The organism is Microbacterium sp. 05N427, assembly GCF_056397105.1.
The window spans coordinates 15,630-39,199 of record NZ_JBFTMT010000014.1 but is presented as its reverse complement, the minus strand read 5'-3'; the positions used below and the strand labels follow the sequence as shown (position 1 = coordinate 39,199).

General features: G+C 71.2%; 19 protein-coding genes. 11 read left to right on the top strand and 8 right to left on the bottom strand.

The window, feature by feature from the left end; translation table 11 throughout:
• Positions 1 to 28: 28 nt before the first annotated feature.
• From AC1DG4_RS14590 to AC1DG4_RS14580, 3 genes are all read right to left on the bottom strand, one after another.
• Positions 29 to 973, bottom strand: a complete 945-nt coding sequence (locus AC1DG4_RS14590; RefSeq protein ID WP_477378648.1) for an amidohydrolase family protein — start codon at positions 971 to 973, stop codon at positions 29 to 31.
• Positions 974 to 977: 4 nt separating this feature from the next.
• Positions 978 to 1,838, bottom strand: a complete 861-nt coding sequence (gene kynA / locus AC1DG4_RS14585; protein WP_477378650.1) for a tryptophan 2,3-dioxygenase — start codon at positions 1,836 to 1,838, stop codon at positions 978 to 980.
• Positions 1,839 to 2,009: 171 nt separating this feature from the next.
• Positions 2,010 to 3,293 (bottom strand): HNH endonuclease signature motif containing protein, encoded by a 1,284-nt coding sequence (locus AC1DG4_RS14580; protein ID WP_477378652.1) that lies wholly within the window; start codon positions 3,291 to 3,293, stop codon positions 2,010 to 2,012.
• A 272-nt stretch (positions 3,294 to 3,565) separates the two neighbouring features.
• Between AC1DG4_RS14580 and AC1DG4_RS14575 the strand changes: the two genes are divergently transcribed.
• Entirely contained in the window at positions 3,566 to 4,450 is an 885-nt protein-coding gene (locus AC1DG4_RS14575; RefSeq protein WP_477378654.1) for an EamA family transporter, read from the top strand.
• Between the two features lie 91 nt (positions 4,451 to 4,541).
• On the opposite strand, the gene AC1DG4_RS14570 is transcribed toward AC1DG4_RS14575, so the two are convergent.
• Positions 4,542 to 5,288, bottom strand: coding sequence for a GntR family transcriptional regulator (locus AC1DG4_RS14570; protein WP_477378656.1), 747 nt, complete (start codon positions 5,286 to 5,288; stop codon positions 4,542 to 4,544).
• Positions 5,289 to 5,462: 174 nt separating this feature from the next.
• Between AC1DG4_RS14570 and AC1DG4_RS14565 the strand changes: the two genes are divergently transcribed.
• The 8 genes from AC1DG4_RS14565 to AC1DG4_RS14530 all read left to right on the top strand — a co-directional run bounded on the left by AC1DG4_RS14565 (position 5,463) and on the right by AC1DG4_RS14530 (position 14,693).
• Entirely contained in the window at positions 5,463 to 6,389 is a 927-nt protein-coding gene (locus tag AC1DG4_RS14565) for a phosphate/phosphite/phosphonate ABC transporter substrate-binding protein (protein ID WP_477378658.1), read from the top strand.
• A gap of 278 nt (positions 6,390 to 6,667) precedes the next feature.
• Positions 6,668 to 7,549, top strand: a complete 882-nt coding sequence (phnC, locus tag AC1DG4_RS14560) for a phosphonate ABC transporter ATP-binding protein (RefSeq protein ID WP_477378659.1) — start codon at positions 6,668 to 6,670, stop codon at positions 7,547 to 7,549.
• On the top strand, positions 7,546 to 9,288 hold the full coding sequence (gene phnE / locus AC1DG4_RS14555) for a phosphonate ABC transporter, permease protein PhnE (RefSeq protein WP_477421309.1): 1,743 nt from the start codon (positions 7,546 to 7,548) through the stop codon (positions 9,286 to 9,288). The genes phnC and phnE overlap by 4 nt, the downstream gene beginning before the upstream one ends.
• Positions 9,285 to 10,556 carry a TIGR03364 family FAD-dependent oxidoreductase gene (locus AC1DG4_RS14550; RefSeq protein WP_477421308.1) on the top strand — a complete coding sequence of 424 codons (1,272 nt, stop codon included), beginning with the start codon at positions 9,285 to 9,287 and terminating at the stop codon, positions 10,554 to 10,556. Before phnE ends, AC1DG4_RS14550 begins: the two co-directional genes overlap by 4 nt.
• A complete protein-coding gene (locus AC1DG4_RS14545) occupies positions 10,553 to 11,275 on the top strand; it encodes an HAD family hydrolase (RefSeq protein ID WP_477378665.1) in 723 nt (240 codons plus the stop codon). Before AC1DG4_RS14550 ends, AC1DG4_RS14545 begins: the two co-directional genes overlap by 4 nt.
• Position 11,276: 1 nt before the next feature.
• A complete protein-coding gene (locus AC1DG4_RS14540; protein WP_477378667.1) occupies positions 11,277 to 12,434 on the top strand; it encodes an alcohol dehydrogenase catalytic domain-containing protein in 1,158 nt (385 codons plus the stop codon).
• A gap of 158 nt (positions 12,435 to 12,592) precedes the next feature.
• Positions 12,593 to 13,525, top strand: a complete 933-nt coding sequence (locus AC1DG4_RS14535) for an EamA family transporter (RefSeq protein ID WP_477378669.1) — start codon at positions 12,593 to 12,595, stop codon at positions 13,523 to 13,525.
• 127 nt (positions 13,526 to 13,652) lie between these two features.
• Positions 13,653 to 14,693 (top strand): NAD(P)H-dependent flavin oxidoreductase, encoded by a 1,041-nt coding sequence (locus AC1DG4_RS14530; RefSeq protein ID WP_477378670.1) that lies wholly within the window; start codon positions 13,653 to 13,655, stop codon positions 14,691 to 14,693.
• Here AC1DG4_RS14530 and purU read toward each other — a convergent pair whose 3' ends face one another.
• The 3 genes from purU to AC1DG4_RS14515 all read right to left on the bottom strand — a co-directional run bounded on the left by purU (position 14,694) and on the right by AC1DG4_RS14515 (position 19,333).
• A complete protein-coding gene (purU, locus tag AC1DG4_RS14525; RefSeq protein ID WP_477378672.1) occupies positions 14,694 to 15,545 on the bottom strand; it encodes a formyltetrahydrofolate deformylase in 852 nt (283 codons plus the stop codon).
• 184 nt (positions 15,546 to 15,729) lie between these two features.
• Positions 15,730 to 18,123 (bottom strand): discoidin domain-containing protein, encoded by a 2,394-nt coding sequence (locus AC1DG4_RS14520; protein WP_477421306.1) that lies wholly within the window; start codon positions 18,121 to 18,123, stop codon positions 15,730 to 15,732.
• A 181-nt stretch (positions 18,124 to 18,304) separates the two neighbouring features.
• Complete coding sequence (locus tag AC1DG4_RS14515) at positions 18,305 to 19,333, bottom strand: LacI family DNA-binding transcriptional regulator (protein WP_477378676.1); 1,029 nt, start codon at positions 19,331 to 19,333, stop codon at positions 18,305 to 18,307.
• A 119-nt stretch (positions 19,334 to 19,452) separates the two neighbouring features.
• Here AC1DG4_RS14515 and AC1DG4_RS14510 point away from each other — a divergent pair, with 119 nt between their 5' ends.
• On the top strand, positions 19,453 to 19,935 hold the full coding sequence (locus tag AC1DG4_RS14510; RefSeq protein WP_477378678.1) for a glutaminase: 483 nt from the start codon (positions 19,453 to 19,455) through the stop codon (positions 19,933 to 19,935).
• Positions 19,936 to 20,103: 168 nt separating this feature from the next.
• Here the strand turns inward: AC1DG4_RS14510 and AC1DG4_RS14505 are convergent, their stop codons facing one another.
• A complete protein-coding gene (locus tag AC1DG4_RS14505; protein ID WP_477378680.1) occupies positions 20,104 to 20,844 on the bottom strand; it encodes a glutamine amidotransferase-related protein in 741 nt (246 codons plus the stop codon).
• 140 nt (positions 20,845 to 20,984) lie between these two features.
• Here AC1DG4_RS14505 and AC1DG4_RS14500 point away from each other — a divergent pair, with 140 nt between their 5' ends.
• Positions 20,985 to 23,540, top strand: coding sequence for an ATP-dependent Clp protease ATP-binding subunit (locus AC1DG4_RS14500; protein ID WP_477378681.1), 2,556 nt, complete (start codon positions 20,985 to 20,987; stop codon positions 23,538 to 23,540).
• Positions 23,541 to 23,570 lie beyond the last annotated feature (30 nt).

Below are 23,570 nucleotides of genomic sequence, written 5' to 3'. Positions count from 1 at the left end.
GACGCGACGTCCGGGCGGCGGCTCGTGCTTACCGCGCGCTCTCCGGGGAGGTCAGATGCGCGGGCCTCGTCGATCCGGATGCGTGGCCGCGTCCGTGCGCTCGCGTCGTCCCGTGCGGGTGCGGAACGGGTTCCAGGTCGAACGGATCCGCGTCGCGTGCGGGCAACAGGAACCGGCGCTCGGCGGTCGCGGCGACCGGGACGAGAGCGCGGATCAGTGCGGCCCCGCGCACGCCGGCCTCGCGCAGGGCCTCGACCTCGGCGGAGTTGAGGCCGGCCGGCTGGTCGCCGTTGCCGAGGTCGGTCCCGTAGCGGACCGTCCCGCCGTGCGCGTGGAAGCGGCGCAGGTTGTCCAGCGCGATCGCTCGGGCCTCGCCCTCGTGGATCGCGAGGGTGGAGATCCACGCGATCCGGCCTGCCTGGGCGGAGACCTCGGCATCGCTCAGCCGCTCGGTGAACGGGGTGTGCGCGAGCGCCCTGACGCCGAGTCGCGGCATGCGCTGCGCCTCGCCGGGGCCCTCCGCGTGGGCGACCACGGGCAGGCCGTGGCGATCGGCGATGCGCACGATCGCCTGGAGCAGGTCGTCGCCGAACACGGGGCCAGCCGTGCTGTTGCTGGCGACCTTGATGACCGATGCTCCTGCGGCCTTCATCTCGGCGACGGTGGCCTCCGCGGCCTCGGCGTCGGCGATCTCGCGGAAGGATCCCGCGGGCGCCCAGTTCCGGTCGGAGGGGTACCCGCCGATCGGGGTCAGGAACGCGCCGGAGAAGGAGATCGCGACGCCGCCGGGCGGGTGTGCGGCGAGGGCCGCGATCGCCGCGGGAGCGGATCCGAGATCCAGCACGCGGCCGAGCATCCCTGCGCCGTCGGGGACTCCGACGAATGCCACCCCGAGAGCGGCCGGATCCACGAGCTGCAGATGCACGTGATGGTCCGTGAACCCGCCGATCACCGTGCCGTCCGCCACGCTCACGCCGTCACTGCCCGATCTCGGTGCGCACCGCGTACAGCTCGGGGAAGAACGTCAGATCGAGGGCGCGCTGCAGGAAGTCGACGCCGCTGGATCCGCCCGTGCCGATCTTGCGTCCGATCGTCCTGGTGACGGTGCGCAGGTGCCGGAAGCGCCAGAACTGGAAGTTGTCCTCGACGTCGACGAGCTCCTCGCACGCCTCGTACAGGTCCCAGTGGTCATGGGGGTTCTCGTAGATCCGGGTGAGCACGGGCACGAGCGAATCGTGCATCCGGTAGGGCTGGCGCACGTCGCGGTCGAGGATCTCCGCAGGGATCGGCAGGCCGCGGCGCGCGGCGAACCGCAGGAACTCGTCGTACAGGGTCGGCCGCTCGAGCTCCGCCGTGAGCATCGCCAGGTTCTCGGGATGGGAGCGGAACACGCTCAGCATCCGCTCGTTCTTGTTGCCGAGCGCGAACTCGACGGCGCGGTACTGCACGGACTGGAAACCCGAGGAGTTGCCGAGGTCGCCGCGGAACTGCGCGTACTCCGTGGGGGTGAGCGTCGCGAGCACCGACCACTGCTGCGTGAGCACCTCCTGGATGTGCTTCACCCGTGCCATGTGCTTGAGGGCCGAACGCAGGTCGTCCTCGGCGAGCCGGTCGCGCGCGGTGCCGAGCTCATGCAGCACGAGCTTGAGCCACAGTTCGGTCGTCTGGTGCTGGATGATGAACAGCATCTCGTCGTGGTGCTGCGGCACGCTGACCGGGTGCTGCGCGCTGAGGAGCCGATCCAGGTCGAGGTACGACCCATAGGTCATGCGATCCTTCAGATCGGTGACGATGCCCTCTTCGAGCGCACGCTCGTTCTCGGTCGTGTTATCCGGCACGGGGCGACCTCCTTGTCGTTGAACATGTCCAGTATTTCATCGGCGCTTCGGAAGCGTCTGTGATCGGTGCCATCGCTCCGCCCGGTGATTCACCTCGCTGGACTTGTCCTCGGGGCGGCGAGCGTGTAGACGAGCATGTGAACCGGGGTCCCGCTCGCGCGCTCTCCGTGTTCACGCGGCCGATGCGGAGACGGAGTCCTCCTCCACGAACATCACGCGAGGCGGCGGTGTGTCCGAGTATTCGACGCCGGCAGGGGTGGTCCAGACGATGGTCCCGCCTCGGTGCTGCCGGGCGGTCCAGCGCCATCTCGGGTCGACGTCGGGGTGTTTGAGGGCGTGATGGGTGGCGCAGAGGCACGCGAGGTTCGTGATCGCGGTGGGCCCGCCACGGGCGTAGTCATAGGTGTGATCGATCTCGCATCTGCGCGCGGGTCTACGGCAACCCGGGAAGCGGCAGGTTCGATCGCGAGCCCGGAGATGTCGTCTCATCGCGTCGGTGGGCTGATAGGCCGTGGTGCGGGCGATCATCCCCGCGTCGTCCAGATGCAGGCGCCGCCAGGCCGCGGCGGATGCGGCGATGCTGCGCGCGGAGGCGGCGTCGATCGGTCCGTGCCCGTCGAGTTCGGCCAGGCGGTCGTCGATGCCGGCGAGGGTCGCGGCGCTGACGGTGACCTGCACGGTGGGCCGGATGCTGTCGAGGATGTCGGCGTCGTCGTCGATGCGGCCGGTGAGCAGCCGCAGCAGGGTCCGGTCGCAGCGCACCTGATCCAGCGACCGCGCGTCGCCCAGCGCATCGGGGGCCGCGCCGTCCTGCTTCGCCGCGCGGAGGATCGCGCGCCCCTCCTGGGTGACCAGGTCGTAGGCGGAGTGGATGAGCACGGCGGGGCCGGTGACGTGCAGGGTCGCCTGTCCGCGTCCCTCGTCGGTCACCGTGACGACCCGCTCGTCCTGTGCGCGGTCGTGCTGCTCCTGCACGGTCGCGGGCGCGAGCGCGGCGACGACGCTCTCGGCGAAGGCCTTCGTGCGGGCGCGCGTCTCGGCGGACGCGTAAGGGACGACCGCCGTCTCGTAGGCCGCCGCCACGGCGTCGTCCCCGGCGGGCAGGTCGCGGGCAGCCTCCACGATCACGTCGGCGTGCGCCAGCGTGAGCGCACCGGCGGCGAGGGCTTCACGCGTGCCCGGGAGACGCTCCTGCAGAGTGTGCGCGTTGGCGAGCTGTTTCGCCGCGGCGTAGGCGGTGATCCGCAGCCCCGCGGAGAACTCGCTGATCATCGAGCGTTCGGCCTGCTCGAACCCGTCCTGACCTGGTCGGATCTCATCGAGAAGCAGCCGTACTCGCTCGGCGAGTCTCTCCGCCTTCCTGGCGTGCAGCCGGGCGATCTGGCTGTCGATCTCGGCGCACTCCGCGACCAGCGCCGCGCTGCGGCGGAGCGTGTGGTCGGGAGCGATTTCCATGCCTTCAGCCTAGAACATAGCACCGACATTGAGTGGGCAAAGTCAGGATCTGTGGACAACTAGTATCGCACATGTGTTTGACGGATCGAAGAGCGGATCCACGGGGTTCGACCGCGCGGCTAGGCTGGGATTCGACAGCGCCTAGGGTTCCGGGGTTCGCCCGACTGGTCCGAGCGGCGCCACGTCGGGCCTTCGTGGGTCGGGCGTCATCTGAACGGACAAAAGCCTGGAGGAACCACGTCCGTCGCGCCCGCGGCGGACCGAAGGTTCCCATGTCTCTTCTCGCATTCGTCCTGGTCTTCTCCGCCGCTGTCGCGCACGCGGGCTGGAACGTGCTCGCGCACGGTATCAGCCGCGCCGGTCTCCCTTTCCTCTGGTGGGGCGCCGTCGCGAGCACGGTCCTCTGGGCCGGAGTGGTGCCGTTCACCGGCGGCCTCGGAACCGACGACATCGGCGGCTTCGCCCTCGGCGTGCTCGTCTCGAGCGTGCTCCACGTGGTCTACATGGCGGTGCTGCAGCACGGGTATCGCGTCGGCAATCTGTCCACGGTCTACGCGACCGCGCGCGGCACGGGGCCGTTCCTGTCGGTCATCATCGCGATGCTGCTGTTCGGGGAGCGTCCCACACCGCTCGCGCTCGTCGGGGTGGCGGTCGTCATCGTCGGGATCGTCGCGATCGGCTTCGTGGATCGGGCGGGGGTCGTGCGTCTCGACGCCGGGGCTGGCGACCGCCGACGGATCGACCCTGGACTGCTGTTCGGCGTGCTCACCGGCATCGCGATCGCGCTCTACACGATCTGGGACGCGTTCGTCGTGCGCTCGTTCTCGCTCTCCCCGGTCGCTTTCATGGTCGGCACCGCCGGCATGCAGGCGGTGTACTACTCCGCCGCGATGCGCCGCCGGTGGCCGGCCGCCGCGGCGCTGTGGCGCACCGAGTGGCGCCGCATCCTGGCCTTCGGGATCCTCTCGCCGTTGTCGTACATCCTCGTGCTGCAGGCGATCAGGATCGCGCCTGTCGCGCTCGTCGCACCGCTGCGCGAGGTGAGCGTGGTGCTGGTCAGCCTCTTCGGCGCCTTCGTGCTGCGCGAAGGCCGCCCGGCCTGGCGGATCGGCGCCGCGGCGGTCGTCGTCGCCGGGATCGTACTGCTCGCGGTGTGAGGGGCGTGGCGGGCCCTTCGACAAGCTCAGGGACCGGGACCGCGACCGGCCTGGGGTCGAGCTGACTCAGGGACCGGATCCGCGACCGCTCTCAGCCGCCCACGGCGCGGAGGTACTGGCCGTCGGGGGAGATGCCGGATCCGGAGACGGTGAAGCGCACGATGCTGGAGAGGTAGCGGTCCTCGCTGGCCTCGAAGATGCGGCCGTCGGCGCCCCGCGAGGTACGGCTGAGGCGCAGGATCGGGGTGCCCTGCGGCACCTGCAGCAGCGTCGCGTCCTGCTCGTCGGCGGCGACCGCGTCGATCTCGTGCTGCAGGCCCACGATGGGGTGCCCCTGCGAGCCCAGGAAGTCGGTGATCGAGATCGCGTCGGTGTCGATGGCGAACAGCAGGCGGCCCACCTCCTCGGTGTAGAACAGCCGCTCCAGCATCGTGGGGCGGTCGTCGAGGAAGCGCAGCCGGACGACGCTCACGATCGTGTCGTCGGGATCCACCCCGAGAGCCTGCGCCTTCTCGGTTCCCGCGCGGCGCAGGCTCAGCTCCTGGGTGCGCGCACCGGGGCGGGCGCCCAGCTCGCGGGCCCAGCGGGTGAACGGCACGGACACGTCGACCGCCTGGGTGGCCTTACGCTCCACGACGCGCGCAGGCCGTCCGCGGGCGGTTTCGATGAGGCCCTCGGCGCGGAGGGTGGCGAGGGCGTTGCGGATGGGGCCGCGCGACGTGCTCCAGCGTTCCGCGAGCTCCGCTTCGGTCGGTACCGCGTCTCCCGGACGCAGCCGGCCCGCCGTGATCCTGGCGCGCAGTTCGTCGGCGATCTGGGTGTAGACAACCTCGGGCACATAGGCATACTACTTCGTCGCCACGCTCGGGCGCACCCTCGTTCCTTAGGTGTTCATTCAGGCGAATCACGGGTAAACAGTCGGGGAACAGTGCCGAGGTAGGTATACATCTCGACCGCGGGCTTGAGAGAGTCTTCGAGGATTCCCTCCGCACCTGAAACCCGAAAGGTCCTCATGAAGCTTCGCGCTCTCACTGTCGCGGCCGGCGCCGCCGTGCTCGCCCTCGGCCTCGCCGCGTGTTCCGGCGCTGCCGGTGCCGCCACCGGCACCGATGCGCCCGCCGCCGCGAACGGCGGCTACGCCGTCGACGCGAACACCCTCGTCTTCGGTGTCGTGCCCGACTCGGTCGACACCCAGACCAACTACCAGCCGCTCATGGACTACCTCGCCAAGGAGACCGGCAAGAAGGTCGAGTACCACGAGTCGACCGACTACGCCGCCCTCATCGAGGCCGCCGTCGCCGGCAAGGTCGACGTCGCCTCGTTCTCCGGCTTCACGTACATCACCGCCACCAACGCCGGCGCCAAGCTCACCCCGATCTCCTCCATCGTCACCAAGCAGGGTCAGGAGCCGGGCTACTACTCCGAGGCGATCGTGCCGAAGGGATCCTCGATCTCCTCGATCAAGGACTTCAAGGGCAAGAAGGTCTGCTTCGTCGACCCGTCGTCGACCTCGGGCTACCTGTTCCCGAGCTACAACCTGCTCAAGGACGGCATCGACGCCAAGACCGGCGTCACCCCGGTGTTCGCGGGCAAGCACGACGTGAGCGTGCAGAAGGTCGGCGAGGGCAAGGAGTGCGAGGCGGGCTTCGCCGAGGACTCCGAGGTCGCCAAGAGCGACAAGGTCACGGTCGTCGACAAGACGATGGTGCCCGGCGCCCCGCTGGTCTACTCCTCGGCGCTGCCGAAGGAGACCAGCGACAAGGTCGTCTCCGCGCTCAAGGAGATCACGATCGACGACATCGTGAAGGCGGGCGTCAAGAACGCGGACAGCGACGCGTTCAAGGCGACCTTCTACGCGACCAAGCCGGTCGACGACAAGTACTACGACATCATCCGCGACATCTGCGACAAGACCAAGGCCGATCAGTGCAAGAAGTGATCTGACCGATCACGTCCTCATCGGGGTCATTGAGCGGGTGCGGCGCCCTTCGTCTCGCCTTCGGCTCGCTCAGGGACCGGTTGCCCCCGGTTCCTGAGCGGGTGCGGCGCCCTTCGTCTCGTCGCTGCGCTCCTCGCTCAGGGACCGGTTGCCCCCGGTTCCTGAGCGGGTGCGGCGCCCTTCGTCTCGTCGCTGCGCTCCTCGCTCAGGAACCGAGGACGGTCGCCGGCCCGGCATCTTCACTCAAGGACCCCGATCACAACCAGGAGCGCAACACCATGAGCACCTCCACCACGGAGCCGGTCATCCGCCTCGCCGGCGTCACCAAGCAGTTCGGCGCCACCACCGCCCTCAACGGCGCGGACCTCGAGGTCGCGCGCGGCGAGATCGTCGTGCTCCTCGGGCTCTCCGGATCCGGCAAGTCGACCCTACTGCGGCACCTCGACGGACTGGAGACGCCGACCTCGGGCAGCGTCGAGGTGCTCGGATCCTCCGTCCCGGCGCTCAAGGGCAAGGCGCTGCGCAGCCTCCGCAGCCGGGTCGGATTCATCTTCCAGCAGTTCGAGCTGGTGCCGTCGCTCACGGTGCTGGAGAACGTGCTGACCGGGTCGCTCTCGTCCGTGCGCGGGGCGCGCCTCGGGCTCTGGGGCTATTCGAAGGACGCGAAGCTGCGCGCCCTCGGCCACCTCGAGCGCGTGGGGCTGCTGGATCGCGCCTACCAGCGCAGCGACACCCTCTCCGGCGGCCAGCAGCAGCGCGTGGCCATCGCCCGCGCGCTCATGCAGCGCCCCGAGATCCTGCTCGCGGACGAGCCCGTCGCCTCGCTCGATCCAGAGTCGAGCGACCAGGTCATGGCGCTCATCCGCGAGATCGCGGCCGATCAGGGCCTCACCGTGGTGTGCAGTCTGCACCAGGTCGACCTCGCCATCAGCTGGGCCGATCGCATCGTGGGCCTCCGTCACGGCGAGGTCGTGCTGAACACCTCCACGACGGGCCTCAGCAAGGCCGAGGTCATGGAGATCTACGGCCGAGTCGCCACGACCACCGCCGACCTCACCGCCGTCACCACCGAGCTCATCGAGCAGGGGATCGCGACGCCGGCTGCGCCTGCCGCTTCGACGGGCTCAGCGACCGGCGGGTCCGTCGGGGTGCGCTCGTGACCGTCGTCGCCGCTCCCCGCCGCGAAGGCTACGTCGGCGGCCTTCTGTCGCGCGCCCCGCAGCGGCAGGTGTCGCCGGAGCGCATCGCGGCAGCGCTGACGCTCATCGTGCTCGTCGGGCTCGGCATCGCCTCGCTCGTGCAGAGCGGATTCTCGCTCACCGGCGTCCTGTCGAGCTGGGGCAACGCGCAGCGCTTCATGACCCGGGTGGGGGCGCTCAGCTTCCCCGCCCCGCTCGACCTGCTCTGGCTGATCGCGCTCACCGTGGGCCTGGTGCTGGTCGGCACGCTCGTCGCCGCAGCGCTCTCGGTGCCGATCGCCTACCTCGCCGCCGCGAACACCACGCCCGGACCCGTCTGGCGCGGGATCGCCCGGTTCATCGGCGTGCTCACCCGCTCGATCCCGGACGTGGTGCTGGCCATGGCATTCGTGCTCATGTTCTCGCTGGGCACGCTGCCCGGCATCCTCGCGATCGGGATCCACTCGATCGGGATGATCTCGAAGATGTTCGCCGACGCGATCGAGCAGATCGACGAGGGCCCGCGTCTCGCGATCCGCGCCGCGGGGGGCACCAAGCTGCAGCAGTTCACCGCGGGTGTGCTGCCCCAGGTGCTGCCCAGTTGGGTCGCCACCGTGCTGCACCGCAACGACATCAACCTGCGCGGCAGCGTCGTGCTCGGTTACGTCGGCGTCGCGGGACTGGGTCTTGAGATGTCCTACGCGTTCAAGGCGCTGAACTACGGCCGCGGCCTCGGGATCGCGCTCGTGATCTTCGTGCTCTGCGTCGTGATGGAGATCGTCTCGAGCGCCGTGCGCGGCGCGATGCTCGGCGAGACCGTTCAGACGCGCTCGTGGATCGACCGGATCCTGCATCCGCGTCTCCGCCACCCGGCCGACGCCGCGAGCGGTCCGGCTGCCGCAGCCGCGAAGCCGGCCTGGGCGGCGTCCCCCGCCGCGGCCGTGCACCGTCCGTGGACGCGCGAACGCCGCCGCAACACGATCGCCGGCTGGGTCGCCGTCGCGATCGTGATCGGCAGCCTGATCGTCTGCCAGATCCAGTGGAGCGACCTGATCACGGTATGGGCGAAGATCCCGGAGACCGCCGTCAAATTCTGGCCGCCCGACTTCGGCAACTACGACACCTCCGTCATGCTCGGCGCGATGCGCGACACGATCGCGATCGCGCTCGCCGCCACCGTGCTGACGCTGCTGCCTTCGCTGCTGCTGGGATCCTTCGCCGCCCGCAACGTCGCCCCGAACGGCACGGTGCGCGGCATCGCCCGTTTCCTGCTCGTCGGCATCCGCGGCATTCCCGAGCTCATCCTCGCGATCGTGCTCATCGTGGTCACCGGCCTCGGCGCCACCGCGGGCATCGTGGCCCTCGCGATCGGCGGTATCGGGCTGCTCGGCAAGCTGGTCGCCGACTCGTTCGAGGAGGTCGACCGGGGTCCTGAGCGCGCGCTCCGCGCGGTCGGGGCGACGCGGATCCAGACCTACRCCTCCGCCACCGTGCCGCAGGGCACGCGTGCGCTCATCGGACACAGCTTCTACATGCTCGACACGAACATCCGGGCGGCGACGATCCTCGGCATCGTCGGCGGCGGCGGAGTGGGCTACTACCTGCTGAACGCCGGGCAGGGTTCGCGCTACGAGGTGGTCACGGCGATCGTGCTGATGATCCTCGCCACGGTGCTCGTGGTCGAGGGCCTCGCGATGTGGATGCGGAGGGTCTTCCGATGACGAGCGTGAAGGCGATGACGGTCTCCTCGGACGATCGGTTCGACRTCGCGATCGTCGGCTCCGGMATCGTCGGACTCGGCGCAGCGTACGCGGCCGTACGACGAGGGCTGCGCGTCGTGGTCGTGGACCGCACCGACCGGCCGGTAGGTGCGACGATCCGCAACTTCGGCCACCTCTGCATCGGCGCGCAGGACGGACCCGCGCGCACCTATGGCGAGGCCTCGCGGGGGATCTGGCTGCGCCTCGCGGCGGACGCCGGGTTCTGGGCACGCGAGAGCGGCACGCTCGTGGTGGCCAGGGCGGAGGACGAGTTAGCGCTGCTGGACGAAGCCGCCCGGGCAGAGGAGGAGACGGACGGCGGGATCCGCGTGCTCTCGCCCGCTGAGGTGATGGCGCTCGCCCCCGTGCGCCCGGAGGTCGTTCACGGCGGCGCGCTCGTGCCCGGCGACCTGCAGGTGAATCCGCGGGAGGCCGCCGGTGCGATCGTGCGGCATCTCGCCGCACTCGGCGTCGAGTTCCGCTTCCGCACCGCGGTCACCGAGGTTCGGACAGGGCTCGTGCGCACGAGCCGCGGCGATATCGCGGCGGGCGATGTGGTCGTCGCGGTGAACCACGACGTCGATCAGCTGCTGCCCGCACTCGCCGAGCGCGCGGGAGTGATCCGCTGTGCGCTGGACATGATGCGCGTCTCGGCCGATCTGCCGTCGCCGCTGCAGGCGCCGCTGCTCACCGGCTGGTCGCTCGTACGCTACCGCCGGTTCGCGGGCCTCGGAACCGCGACGGCGCTGCGCGAGCGGCTGCACGCCGAGCGTCCGGAGCTTGCCGCGCTCGACCTGAACCAGATGTACACCCAGTTGCCCGACGGGACGCTCCTGCTCGGCGACTCGCACCACAGGGCCGTGCAGCCGGATCCGTTCCAGCCCGAGGCCGCGTTCGACGCGTTCCTCACCGAGGCGCAGGAGCTGTTCCGGGTCGGCGGCATGCGCGTGCTCGAGCGCTGGCAGGGCGTGTACGCGGCCGCCGGTGAGGAGTTCCTCATCGAGGAGGTCGCCCCGCGCGTGCTCGCGCTCGCCGCGACCACCGGGATCGGCATGACCACGGGACTCGGGCTCGCCGAGATCGAGACCGTCCGCGTCTTCGGCTGGGGCGGATCCGGATCCGCGGATGCCGACACGTCCGTCGCGGACGGCGCAGGAACGACCGCCACCGTCGGCGGCGCAGGAACGACCGCCACCGTCGGCGGCATCGCACAGGAGGAGAACGCATGACCCCGCACACCCCGATCGAACTGGTCGTGCTCGACATGGCAGGGACCACCGTGCTCGACGACGGCATCGTGGAGCAGGCGTTCCAGCGAGCGGCCGAGCGCACCGGCGTGGCCGCACGGATCGGCTGGGACGAGGCGCTGCAGTACGTGCGCGAGACCATGGGGCAGTCCAAGATCGACGTCTTCACGCACCTCGCCGATGGTGATGTGGAGGCCGCCGAGCGCGCGACCGCCCAGTTCGAGGCTGCCTACGCGGAGCTCGTGACCGAGCAGGGAGCGACCGAGATCCCCGGCGCGGCGGATGCCATCCGCGCCCTGCGCGACGCAGGTCTGAAGGTCTGGCTGACCACCGGGTTCGCCCCGGTGACCCGCGACGCGATCCTGGACGCGCTGGGCTGGCATGACCTCGTCGACGGCGTGCTGAGCCCGATCGATGCGGGCCGCGGACGCCCCGCCCCCGACCTCGTGCTCACCGCGCTGCTGCGCGCCGGTGCGTCGTCAGTGCAGGCGGTCGCGGTCGCCGGCGACACGGTCAGCGACGTGCGGTCGGGCCGTCGGGCCGGCGCCGGCTTCGTGGCGGGAGTGCTGAGCGGTGCGCACGACGTGCTCGCGCTCGAGAGCGCCGACCCCGACGTCGTGCTGCCCGACGTCACCGCCCTCCTCGGCGTGCTCGCGGAGCTCGGACTCGTCCCGGCTCTCGCGCCGATCGCGGCCGACTGACATGCGCGCGGCGCTGGTCCGCCCCGTAGAAGAGGTGCACCGCCAGGACGTGCCACTGCGGCCGGCCGGCGTCGCGATGGCCTGGCTCGGCGTGGGGCTCCCACACGAGGTGCTCGCCGTGCCCGGCGTCGCCCTGGCCCTGCACGACGTGCTCGTCGCGGTGGAGATGTCGACGATCTGCGGATCCGACATCCACACCGTGCAGGGCCGACGGCATGCGCCGACGCCTCTCGTGCTCGGGCACGAGAGCGTGGGCCGGATCATCGCGATCGGCGACGAGGGCGCTCAGGCGGTCGATGGCGCGGCACTGCACATCGGTGACCGCGTGGTCTGGTCGGTGACGGTCTCGTGCGGGCACTGCGACCGCTGCCTCGCGGGGCGCACGCAGAAGTGCCGGCAGCTCGCGAAGTACGGGCACGCGCGCATCGAGCCGCGCTGGGAGCTCACCGGCGGCTTCGCCGGGCACGTGCATCTGCGCGCGGGCACCGGGATCGTGCGCGTGCCGGAGGCGCTCCCGGCCGCCGCACTCGCGCCGGTCTCGTGCGCCACCGCGACCGCCTGGGCGGGCGTCGCACGCGGAGCCGCGCTGCGGGGCCGTGCGGTGCCGGATCCGTCGCCGTCCGCGGGGGAGGATGCGGAGGTGCTCGCCTGCGAGCGCGTGCTCGTGCTCGGCGCCGGGCTCGTCGGGCTGACCGCCGCGGTGATCGCCGCGGAGCTGGGCGGGCGTGTGCAGATCGCGGATCCCGACCCGGCCCGGCGTGCCTTCGCCGAGCGGTTCGGCCTCACCGCCATCAGCCCGGACGACGTGGCGGAGGAGGGGTTCGACCTGGTGATCGAGGCCTCGGGGCACGCCGTGCGCGCGGCGCTGGACGCCGTCGACGTGGGCGGCGCGGTGGTGCTGCTGGGCAGTGTCTTCCCCGCGGAGCCGGTGCCGCTCGACGCCGAGCGCATCGTCCGGGGTCTCGTGACCGTGGCGGGGGTGCACAACTACACCGGCGCCGAGCTGCAGGCCGCGGCCGCCTTCATGGCGGGTCGCGGACGCGCGCACCCGTTCGCCGACGCCGTCGGGGCGGTGCATCCGCTCGTCGCGGTGGACGCCGCCCTCGTGCAGGCGGCCGCTCCCGGAGCCCCGTTGCGGGTCGGGCTCACCCCGCGCTGAGGGGCGTGGCCGCACCCGTGTCCTGATCGTGGCAGCACCGTGTCCCACTTTTGGCTGTACCGTGTCCCGATTTCGGTCGGGAAACGGGCCCGATCGCAGCCAGAAGTGGGACATGGTCGGTGGCGGCACACGGACCGGGGCCGTGCCAGGCTGGAGGGGTGAACTCCCAGGAACCGCGGCAGCAACCCGCTCTCGGCGTGCTGCTGGTCGTCGGATCCTGCCTGTCCCTGCCGTTCGGCGCGGCCGTCGCGACGACGATCTTCCCGGAGCTCGGGTCGTGGGGTGTCACGGGGCTCCGCGTGCTGATCGCGGCGATGGTGGTGCTGATCATCGCGCGCCCGCGCCTCGGGCGGTGGAACCGGGGGCAGTGGATCGCCGCGATCCTCTTCGGCGTCTCGATCGCCGCGATGAACGGCACCTACTACGCGGCGATCGACCGCATCCCGCTCGGGCCCGCGGTCGCGATCGAGTTCCTCGGCCCGCTCGTGCTCGCCGCCCTGCTCACCCGCCGCCTCGCGGATGCCGTCTGGGTGGGGATCGCCCTGCTGGGCATGGCGCTGCTCGGGGTCGACGGGCTCACGGGCGCGGAGGCGCTGGACCCCTGGGGTGTGCTGTTCGCCCTGATCGCCGCCGGGTTCTGGATCATGTACATCAGGATGAGCACCCGCGTCGGCGCGCTCACCACGGGAACCGAGGGGCTGGCCGTCGCGCTCGCCGTGGCCGCCGTGCTGCTGCTGCCGTTCGGCGTGCCCGCCGCGGCCGCCGCAGTGGGGGACCCCCGAGTGCTGGGGCTCGCCGCACTCACCGCCCTGCTCGCCTCGGTGATCCCGTACATCCTCGAGCTCGCGGCGCTGCGCCGCCTGCCGCAGCGGGTGTTCGGGATCCTGCTCAGTCTCGAGCCGGTCTTCGCGACGATCGCGGGGCTGCTCGTGCTCGGGCAGCACGCATCGCCGCTGCGTCTCGCCGCGATCGCGCTGGTCGTGGTCGCGAGCATCGGCGTCACAGCAGGCGCGCGTCGTCGTCGCGGCGCCCGCCCCGATGAGGAGCCGCCGTCGCCGCTGACCGGATCCATCCCCGTCGTCCCCGACTGAGGTTGCCGTCGTCCCCGACTGAACCGGAGCGAGGGGCCGGAAGCAACCGCCGACGACCGGCGCGAAGGGCCGGCAGTGCCGCGTCACACCGGCCTGCCCCGCCCTGCACGGGCGTAGCCTCGGGAGCATGAGCTCGCTCACCGACCTCCTCGACATCCGCACGCCCGTATTCCTCGGCCCCTTCGGCGGCCTCAGCTCGATTCCGCTCGTCGCCGCGGTCAGCGCGGCGGGAGGGCTCGGATCCTACGGCCTGTACGGCTACGACGCGGAGCGGATCCGCACGACCGTCGCCGGGATCAGGGCCGCGACGCGCAGGCCGTTCGGGGTCAACATCTGGCTGCCCCGGGGCGATGAGGTCGAGCCCGGCGCTGAGCACGACGATTATGCGGCGGCCCTCGCCCCGTACTTCGCCGAGGTGGGCGCCGAGGTGCCCGCTCGGCCCGAGGCGTATCTGCCCTCGCTCGACGAGCAGCTCTCCGCGGTCCTCGAGGCCGCGCCGGCCGTGCTGAGCGTCGTCTTCGGCGTGCCGTCGGCGGCGCTCGTCGACGAGGCGCACCGCAGGGGGATCCGGGTGATCGGCACCGCGACGACGGTGGCGGAGGCGCGAGCCCTCGCGGAGGGCGGGGTCGATGCGATCGTCGCGACGGGGGCCGAGGCCGCGGGCCACCGGGTGTCTTTCCTGCGACCCGCGGAGGAATCGCTCGTCGGGCTGTTCTCGCTGCTGCCGCAGGTCGTGGATGCGGTGGACGTGCCGGTGATCGCCGCGGGCGGGATCTCCGACCGGCGAGGGGTCACCGCCGCGTTCGCGCTCGGGGCGCAGGGCGTGCAGGTCGGCACCGCCTTCCTCGGCACGGCCGAATCGGCCGCGAACGAGGCGCACAGGGCGGCGATCCGCTCGACGCCCGCCGAGGGCGCCGTGCTCACGCGGGCGATGAGCGGCCGGCTCGCACGGGGCGCACGCAATCGCGTGGTCACGGAGATCGAGGCGGCCGGATCCATCGCCCCGTTCCCTGCGCAGAACTGGATCACCGGACGTTTCCGCACCCCGGCCGGACAGCAGGGCAACGGAGAGCTGCAGTCGCTGTGGCTCGGCCAGTCGGCGCCGCTGGCCCGCTACGAGACCGCTGCCGCGGCGTTCGCGGAGCTGGCCGCGGGGGTTCCCGTCTGATCAGAGGATGACGGTCGAGCGGCCGTGCACGATGACGCGGTCGTCGGCGTGCCACTGCACGGCGCGCGCGAGCACAAGGCGCTCGACGTCGGCGCCCCGGCTCTGCAGCTCGGAGGCCGACTCGGCGTGCGTGACGCGCGTGACGTCCTGCTCGATGATCGGGCCCTCGTCGAGGTCAGCCGTCGCGTAGTGCGCGGTGGCGCCGATCAGCTTCACGCCGCGCTCCTTGGCCCTGGCGTAGGGGTTCGCGCCGATGAAGGCCGGCAGGAAGGAGTGATGGATGTTGATCACCGGAGCGCCCACGCTCTCGATGAACGCGTCGGTGAGGATCTGCATGTAGCGGGCGAGGACGACCAGATCCACATTGCCCTGCAGCAGCTCGAGCTGACGCTGCTCCATCTCCGCCTTGTCGCCGGACGGGATGTGCACGAAGGGCACCCCGAACGAGCGCACCGACTCCGCCAGGTCCGGATGATTCGAGACGACCATCGTGACGTCGATGTCGAGCTGGCCGCGCTGGGTGCGCCAGAGCAGTTCCATGAGGCAGTGGTCGTACTTGGACACGAAGATCGCCACCCGCTTGCGCTTGGACGCGTCGTGCAGCGACCACTCCATGCCGAAGCGCTCGGCGACCGCGGCCAGATCCGCTTCGAGCGCCGGACGCGCGGCGGCGAGGCCGTCGCGGTGGATGACCGTGCGCTGGAAGAAGCGCCCGCCGGCTGCGTCGGTCGAGTGCTGGTCGAGGGAGATGATGTTCGCCCCGTGAGCCGTGAGCACTCCGGCCACGGCGGCGACGATTCCTGGCTGATCATCGCACGCGATGAGCAGTCGTGCGGTGTCGGGCTGCGCCATGGGGTCGTCTCCTTGCAAGCGGGGTGTCCGTCGATTCTGCCGTGCCCCGGCGCGCGGGGCGAATCGCGTCTGCAACGCGCCCGCCCGGCGCGGGGACCGCGCCCCGCAGACGCAGACGCAGAGGGACCCCGGCGCATGGCCCGGGTCCCTCTGCCGACGATCCTGCGTCGGGGATCCCTTGCCGTCAGTTCCCGGCGAACTCGGCCAGGCTCAGCGTCTGGTCGCCCGGTCGCGTGAAGCGACCCGCCTGGGAGGTGCTGGAGGCGCCGTGCGCCGCCGGCGCGTTCCAGGTGCGGCCGGGCGTGGTCGCCGCGGTGGACGTGTCGATTCCCAGCGCGAGCCCCGAGTAGCGGTTCACGAGCCGGACGGATCCGGTCGCCTCACCGCTGGCGGGGTCCGTGTTCGGCACGAGGAACCACTGCTGCCCTACACCGGCCGACGCCTTGTCGGTGAGCGTCAGCCCTGCTCCCCACGCCCGACCGGCGGTCGAGGAGGCGTCGACGCCCAGGAGCGCTCCGGCCTGGGTCGCGATCGTGTACGCGCCGTCGCCGGTCGCCGTGAACGTCCAGGCGCCGTTCTTGCGGTTCACGGAGCCCGCCGTCGTCAGCTTCTTGCCGTTGCCGGACGCCGAGAGCTTGCGGCCGTCCGCGTTCGCGATCGTGTACGCCTTCGTGGTGTCGATCGCGGTCGCCGGCGAGACGGACGGACCGGCGTCGATCGTGATGTTGGCGAGCTGCGCGTAGGCGTCGCCCATGCAGCCGAAGGAGCAGTACGACCGGAACGACTTGCCCACGATCGCCGAGCTCGTCTTGTTGGCGGGGTCCACGAACCACCGGTACCACGAGGCCGTGGTGTAGGCGGATCCGGAGTCGCCGAGACGGAACCACTTCTGCGTGGCGAGGTTCTTCGTGGCGTAGAACTCCTGGGGCGCCTTGCCCGACTGGTCCGGATTCTGCGGCTGGCCGATGTACAGGCCGAGGTAGGCGTCGTAGGTGACGTCCATCACGAACAGCGGCGAGGTCGCGGGCATCCGCCCGTTCTTGATCTGCTGCTGCGCCGTGCCGGGGGTGTGCGGGTCGTACTCCTTGTCGACCGGCGTGTAGCCGGTCTCGCTGTCGTCGGCGACGGGCACCATGTTGCTCTCCTTGCCGGAGACGCCGGGCTCGGTCCATGCGCCGTCGTACCACTTCTGCCACGAGCCGGTCGCCATCTTCCCGGAGATCGGGGCGCGGGCGACGTGCTCGTAGAAGGCCACCCAGCCTCCGGTCTTGTTCACGACGCGGGAGCCGTAGAACGCGTAGAAGTAGCCGGAGGCGTAGTCGACGTAGAGCCGGGGGTCCCCGTCGCCGTAGTAGTACGTCTGCTGTGGGAACGCGCCGGTGTCGCCGCGGGTCGTGCTGTACGGAGAGGTGATCGCGTGACCGGGGATGCTCCAGGTCTTGCCCTTGTCGGTCGAGACCGCGTAGTCGATCGCGTCGTAGTGCWGGCCGTCGCCGAAGGGCTTGGGCGTGAACTCGTTGTGCACGAGGCCGTACCAGTCGCCCGTGTCGGGGTCGACCCACATCTGCGTGATGTCGCAGTAGTTCGGCTGGGTGTAGCTGGATCCGGCCGGCGCCTTCGTCGACTCCACGCCGGTCGGGCTCGCGTTGCAGAAGTCGGTGGTGTCCGGATTCGTGCCTGCGGCGTTGAGGGCATCGTTCGGCTTCGCCGTGTCGAAGTTCGAGCCCGTGTACCAGTTCCACTGGCGGATGCCGCCGTTGCTGCCGTCGGGCTCGTTGTAGTAGTTCGCGTGCGACTCGCCGAAGTGGAACGTGCCGTCGGCGTCCATGAACGGGCTGGCCGGGGTGTCGTCGGGGTAGTTCCACGTGCTGTTGTCGACCGAGTCCGTGGTCACGGTCGCTGCAGCGGGTTTGGGTGTCGGTGTGGGCGTCGGCGTCGGGGTCGGCGTGACGATCGGATCGGTCGTGTAGGCGACGATCTCGGAGGCCGAGGCGTTGTTCGAGCCGTTCACCGCGTCGAGGATCTTGAACTCGACGTAGCGCGCCGACACCGGCTGGGTGAACGTGACGTACTGGATCTGCGTGCTGCTCGTCGGCTGCGAGAACGTCGCGGTGCCGGCGGGCGTCCAGCCGCTGCTCTTGCCGTCCTTGGCGATGGCCGCGTCGTTCGTGGTGAGCACCTGCACGTCCTTGGCCGGGCCGTTGCCCTGCACCTTGACGGAGTAGCCGAGCCCGGTGAGGGTGTGCTCGGCGCCGATGTCGAACGTGAGGTAGTGCGGCATCGGATCCGGCGTGCCGCCGTTGTAGTTCGACGCCCACTGGGTGGAGTAGTCGCCGTCGAACGCGCCCTTCGCGGTGCCGTCGAGGGAGGGCGGGGCGGGGTAGGGGGCCGACTCGGAGTCGACGTCGAGCAGCGCGTAACCCGTATCGGGGATCGCGGCGCCCGCGGGAGGGGCGGGGTCGGCGTGCGCCGGGGCGACGGCGCCGAGGGTCAGCGTCGTCGCGGCGATCGCGAGTGCGGCGCCGGCGGCGAGAACGCCCCGTGATCGACGGGGGAGGGACAGGATCTGTGGAGGCATCGGTCTTCCTTGCTGCGTCATCGAGGCGGGGAGAACACGGGCCACGGTACTCGCAAGTTATCGCTAACATCAAGACTCTTCTGCGAAATTCGCCGCTTTCGGCGCGCGGGAGATATCGCGAACATCGTCGAGTCCACGGGCGCGACGAGGCGAGAGCGGGCGGCGAACTCGGTCCGGGCTGTCAGCGACGGGGTGCGGCGGTCGAGCGGCGCACGACGAGCTGCGGCGCGATCGATTCGGCCGGGGGCACGGCGCCGGGATGGGAGATCGCATGCAGGAGGTGCTCGACGGCGATGCGGCCCACGTCGACGAACGGCTGAGCGACCGTGGTGAGCGCGGGGGAGCAGAACTCCGCGAGCGGGATGTCATCGACGCCCACGATCGACACCTCGTCGGGGATCGTCCGCCCGAGCTCGGCGAACGCCCGCGCGAGGCCGAACGCCATCTCGTCGCTCGCGACGAACACGGCGGTGACTTCGGGGATGCGTGCCAGGATCTGGCCGGCCCGATGGCCCGAGGCGGGAGACCAGTCCCCGGCGATCTCGGGCGGCGCCTCGCGGCCGGCGTCGGCGAGCGCCTCGCGCCAGCCCAGGGTGCGGCTCGAGGCGTCGAGCCACTGCTGTGGTCCTGCCACGTGCCAGACCGTTTCGTGGCCGAGATCCAGCAGATGGCGAGTCGCGATCCGTCCGACCTCGCGCTGATCGACGGCGACCACCTGGGTCGATGCCGTGCGCGAGCCGTCGATCGTGATCGTCGGCAGCGTGCGGGTCAGTTCGTCGATCGCGCGCGTGGTCGAGATCAGCGGCACCGCGAGCACGATGCCCTCGACGCCCTGGTCGGCGAGGCGCGACATCGCCCGCTCGATCTCGCCGGCATCGAGCGAGGGCGTCGTGACCGAGTTCACGATGTACCCCGCCTCGGACGCGGTGGTCTCGATGCCGGCCGCGACCGCGCCCCGCGAGTAGAAGCCCGTGCGAAGAGACACGACCCCGATCGCCCTGCTGCGCCCGGAGGACAGGGCGCGGGCCGCATTGTTGCGCCGGTAGCCGAGCTGATCGACCGCGGCGAGCACCTTCGCCCTGGTCTCGGGCTGCACGCTCGGATTGCCGCTCAGCGTGCGCGAGACGGTCTGCGCCGAGACTCCGGCCAGGCGTGCGACGTCGGCCATCCCCGGGATGCGGCGGGGATCCGGCGTCGCTGCGGTCGTCATGGGGTCCGATCGTGGGTGGGCGCCCGGGCGTGGTCCCGGCACAGGAGCATGATATCGATCACATCCGGAGGTGCGCGCGAGGCGCCTCCGCGGGCGTCGCACGGGCATAGCCTGGATCCGTGACCTCCTCCGAACCGGACGCTCCGCTCGCGGTGCTCCTGGACGGCGCCCGTGTCGCCCTCGCCGGACTGCCCCAGGAGGCGCTCGGTCGTGAGAAGACCTCGCGATGGCGGGCGCCGCGGATCGTCCGCGCCGGATCCGCGTGGCACCTCGGCGTGCTCCTGATCGCGGACGACGCCGTGTTCGCCACGGCCGAGGTGCTGCGCTCCGCGGCACCGGTGCGCCGGGGCTACGCGGCGGAATCGGCGCGCGCGAGGGCGGAGCGCCGGGCCGAGGCGTCGCGCGGCGGCTTCGCAGACGGCGAGACCGTGCACGTGGGCTGGACCCCGATCGATGTGGCCGCCGTGGCGGCGGGCGGCTCCTCCGGCCCGCTCGCGCTGGTGGACGGCGTGCCGTCGGTGCGGTGGTCCGCGTCCGGCGGATTCGTGCCCCTCTCCGCCTACCTGGACGACCGGATCGCGTTGCTGCGTGGGGAGCGCTGAGGTCCTTCGTCTCGCTGCGCTCGCTCAGGAACCGGGGACGGAGCGAGGAGCGCTGAGGTCCTTCGTCTCGCTGCGCTCGCTCAGGAACCGGGGGTTGCGCTCGCTCAGGAACCGGGGCGGTACCCGGTCCCTGAGCGAGGAGCGGAGCGACGAGACGAAGGGCGCGGTTCAGCGATCGCGGCGACGAGCCAGGGCGCGCTCGCCGAAGCGGTGCAGGATCCGGGCCGGCTCTGTCACGACGGATCCGAGCACGGCCTCCTGCACAGTGTGGAAGGCGTCGGGGTCGAAGTATCCCGTGGTGCGGTAGAACACCATGCGGTCGGCGAAGTCGCGCGGGGACGGCTCGGGGTGGAACTGCGTCGCGTACAGGTCGGTGCCCACGCGATACGCCTGCACGGGGCAGGTGTCGTTGCCGGCGAGCAGGACCGCGCCGGGCGGCACCTCCGCCGAGCCCTCCTTGTGCGCCGTGAAGGCGTGGAACACCGGTCCGGCGGGGCCGAACAGCGGATCCGCCGCGGCGTCCGTCGTGCAGCGGATCTCGGCCGCGGTCGCCTCTTCTGGCGTGTCCATACCGACGTCGCCGCCGAGGAGGCGGGTGACCACGCCGATCCCGAAGCACGTGAAGAACGCGGTCGTGGCGCCGTCGATCGCGTGCTCGGCGATCCGCTCCAGATCCGCCTCGACCCGTCGCTGCGCCTCGGACTTGCGGACGTCGGTGACGTTGAACGGGGAGCCGCCGATCACGAAGCCGGCGTAGCGGTCGAACACGTCCTCGGGCAGTGCGGCGGTGGTGAGGTCGATGCGGTCGAGCGCGTCGGCGTCGACGCCGAGGGCGACACGGAAGGACGCGCGCTCCGCCGTCGCCGCATCCAGCTCAGGGCGCACGCCGACATACAGAAGCGAGGCCATCCCTGGATTCTAGGCGAGCGGCGAGGGTCGGCGGAGTCGCGCTGCAACGGTCCGGAACACACGGGAGAGGGGGCGGGAATACTCGCCGCAGGGTCGCGTTGAACTTGACAGCACAACGCTCAAGTTTGAGAGGAAGCGAAATGCCCAACGACTTCACCGATGCGGGTTCGGGCTCGTTCGACGAGTTCCTCGCCCGCTACCTCGCCGGTGAGCAGGCCCGGCAGACCCGGTCGATCGACCTCAGCCGGTTCCTCACCGTGCGCACCCAGCGCATCCTGCAGCGCGCCGGCCGCTTCGCGCTCGAGCGCGGCCAGACCGAGCTCGACGCGCTCCACGTCCTCCGCACGATCGTCGAGGACGACGCGGTCGAGCAGGCGATCCGCAACATCGGCGTCGGCCCGCAAACCATCGTCGACGCCGTCGACACGCGACTGCCCGCGCCGGGCGAGACGTCCGACGTCGAGGCCGCGACCATCACCCCGAGTGCCAGCCGCGCGCTGTTCCACGCCTACCAGGTCGCGCGCTCGTCCGGCGCGACCTACATCGAGCCGGAGCACGTGTTCTTCGCGCTCGTGCTCGGGCAGGATGCCCCCGCGGGCCAGATCCTCGCCCGTGTCGGCGTCACCGCCGAGGCCCTGACCCAGGGCCTGCGTGAACCCATGCCCGCGGGCACGGCCCAGGATCAGGACGAGGCGACGACCCCGTCCGGATCCGAGACGCCGATGCTCGACCAGTTCGGTCTCGATCTCACGGCGCGTGCGCGCGCGGGCGAGCTCGATCCCGTGATCGGTCGCGCCTCCGAGATCGAGCAGACCATCGAGATCCTCAGCCGCCGCACCAAGAACAACCCGGTGCTGATCGGCGAGGCCGGCGTCGGCAAGACTGCGATCGTCGAGGGCCTCGCCCGCGCGATCGTCGACGGCGCAGTGCCCGCGCAGCTCAAGGACCGTCGCGTCGTGGCGCTCGATCTGCCCGCGATGCTCTCCGGCACCCGCTATCGCGGCGACTTCGAAGAGCGCCTGACCAAGACCATGGACGAGATCGCCGCGCACAAGGGCGAGATCATCGTCTTCATCGACGAGGTGCACACGGTCGTCGGCGCGGGCGGATCCGGAGAGGGCGGCATGGATGCCGGCAACATCCTGAAGCCGCGCCTCGCCCGGGGCGACCTGCACCTGGTCGGCGCGACCACGCTCTCGGAGTACCGCAGGATCGAGAAGGATCCGGCCCTGGAGCGCCGCTTCCAGCCCGTGAAGGTCGCGGAGCCCTCGATCGAGGACGCGGTGCGCATCCTCGAGGGGCTCAAGCCCGCGTATGAGCAGCACCACGCCATCGCCTACACGGATGAGGCGATCCGCGCCGCCGTCGAGCTGAGCGCTCGGTACCTGCCCGACCGGGTGCTGCCGGACAAGGCGATCGACCTGATCGACCAGGCCGGCGCGCGGCTGCGGCTCCGTCTCGGCGTCGTGACCGACGTCGCGGCGCTGTTCGCCGAGCTGGCCGACCTCGAGGCGCGCAAGAACGCCGCGGTCGGCGCCGAGCACTACGAGGAGGCCTCGCGGATCCGCGATGAGATCGCCGCGGTACAGGCCCGGATCGACGACGCCGGCACCCCTGCCGGCCCCGTCGACCCCGAGCCCGCGATCGTAGGGGAGGCGGACATCGCCGCGGTGATCGCGCGCGCCACCGGGATCCCGGTCAGCCGGGTGTCCGAGAGCGAGCGTGAGCGGCTGGCGGACCTCGAGTCCGACCTGCACGCCCGCGTGATCGGGCAGAATGACGCGGTCGCCGCCGTGGCGCGGGCCGTGCGCCGCAGCCGCACCGGCATGGGCGATGCCCGTCGGCCGGTCGGATCCTTCCTGTTCCTCGGCCCGACCGGCGTCGGCAAGACCGAGCTGGCCAAGGCCCTCGCCGACCGTCTCTTCGACGATGAGACCGCCGTGATCCGGTTCGACATGAGCGAGTTCGGCGAGCGGCACACGGTGTCGCGGCTCGTCGGTGCCCCTCCGGGATACGTCGGCTACGACGAGGCGGGGCAGCTCACCGAGCGCGTGCGGCGCAACCCCTACTCGATCGTGCTGTTCGACGAGATCGAGAAGGCGCACCCCGACGTGTTCAACCTGCTGCTGCAGGTGCTCGACGACGGCCGCCTGACCGACGGTCAGGGCCGCACGGTCGACTTCCGCAACACCGTGATCGTGATGACGTCGAACATCGGATCCGAGTTCCTCGCCTCGCGCTCGGGCGCGCTCGGGTTCGTCGCCTCGCAGGACTCCTCCGCAAACGGATTCGCCTCGCAGGAGGACCTGCGGGCGCGCGTGATGGGCAAGCTCCGCGAGGCCATGCGACCCGAGTTCCTGAACCGCATCGACGAGATCGTGCTGTTCCAGAAGCTCAGCCGCGAAGAGCTGGGCCGCATCGTGCGGCTCCTGCTCCAGGCGACGTCCCGGCGCCTGGCCGGGCGCGAGGTGACGCTCGACGTCACCGACGCCGCTGTGGCCTGGCTCGGCGAGCACGGCTACGAGCCGGAGTACGGGGCGCGTCCGCTGCGCCGCCTGATCCAGCGCGAGGTGGACGACCGCATCGCGGACCTGTTCGTCTCGGGGGAGCTGGGCGACGGCGGGCGCGTGGTCGTGGACGCGTCCGGCGACGCGCTGCGCGTCACCGCGATCGCGGAGATGGCGCAGGCGGCCTGACGCCGCCGTACGAAGGGCGGGGCGATCCAC

Bases quoted from the DNA above. Each gene is read 5' to 3' on its own strand.
- AC1DG4_RS14580 (WP_477378652.1), bottom strand. From the start codon at position 3,293: ATGGAAATCGCTCCCGACCACACGCTCCGCCGCAGCGCGGCGCTGGTC.
- AC1DG4_RS14515 (WP_477378676.1), bottom strand. From the start codon at position 19,333: ATGACGACCGCAGCGACGCCGGATCCCCGCCGCATCCCGGGGATGGCC.
- purU (WP_477378672.1), bottom strand. From the start codon at position 15,545: ATGGCGCAGCCCGACACCGCACGACTGCTCATCGCGTGCGATGATCAG.
- AC1DG4_RS14565 (WP_477378658.1), top strand. From the start codon at position 5,463: ATGAAGCTTCGCGCTCTCACTGTCGCGGCCGGCGCCGCCGTGCTCGCC.
- AC1DG4_RS14500 (WP_477378681.1), top strand. From the start codon at position 20,985: ATGCCCAACGACTTCACCGATGCGGGTTCGGGCTCGTTCGACGAGTTC.
- AC1DG4_RS14545 (WP_477378665.1), top strand. From the start codon at position 10,553: ATGACCCCGCACACCCCGATCGAACTGGTCGTGCTCGACATGGCAGGG.
- AC1DG4_RS14540 (WP_477378667.1), top strand. From the start codon at position 11,277: ATGCGCGCGGCGCTGGTCCGCCCCGTAGAAGAGGTGCACCGCCAGGAC.
- phnC (WP_477378659.1), top strand. From the start codon at position 6,668: ATGAGCACCTCCACCACGGAGCCGGTCATCCGCCTCGCCGGCGTCACC.
- AC1DG4_RS14575 (WP_477378654.1), top strand. From the start codon at position 3,566: ATGTCTCTTCTCGCATTCGTCCTGGTCTTCTCCGCCGCTGTCGCGCAC.
- AC1DG4_RS14505 (WP_477378680.1), bottom strand. From the start codon at position 20,844: ATGGCCTCGCTTCTGTATGTCGGCGTGCGCCCTGAGCTGGATGCGGCG.
- AC1DG4_RS14530 (WP_477378670.1), top strand. From the start codon at position 13,653: ATGAGCTCGCTCACCGACCTCCTCGACATCCGCACGCCCGTATTCCTC.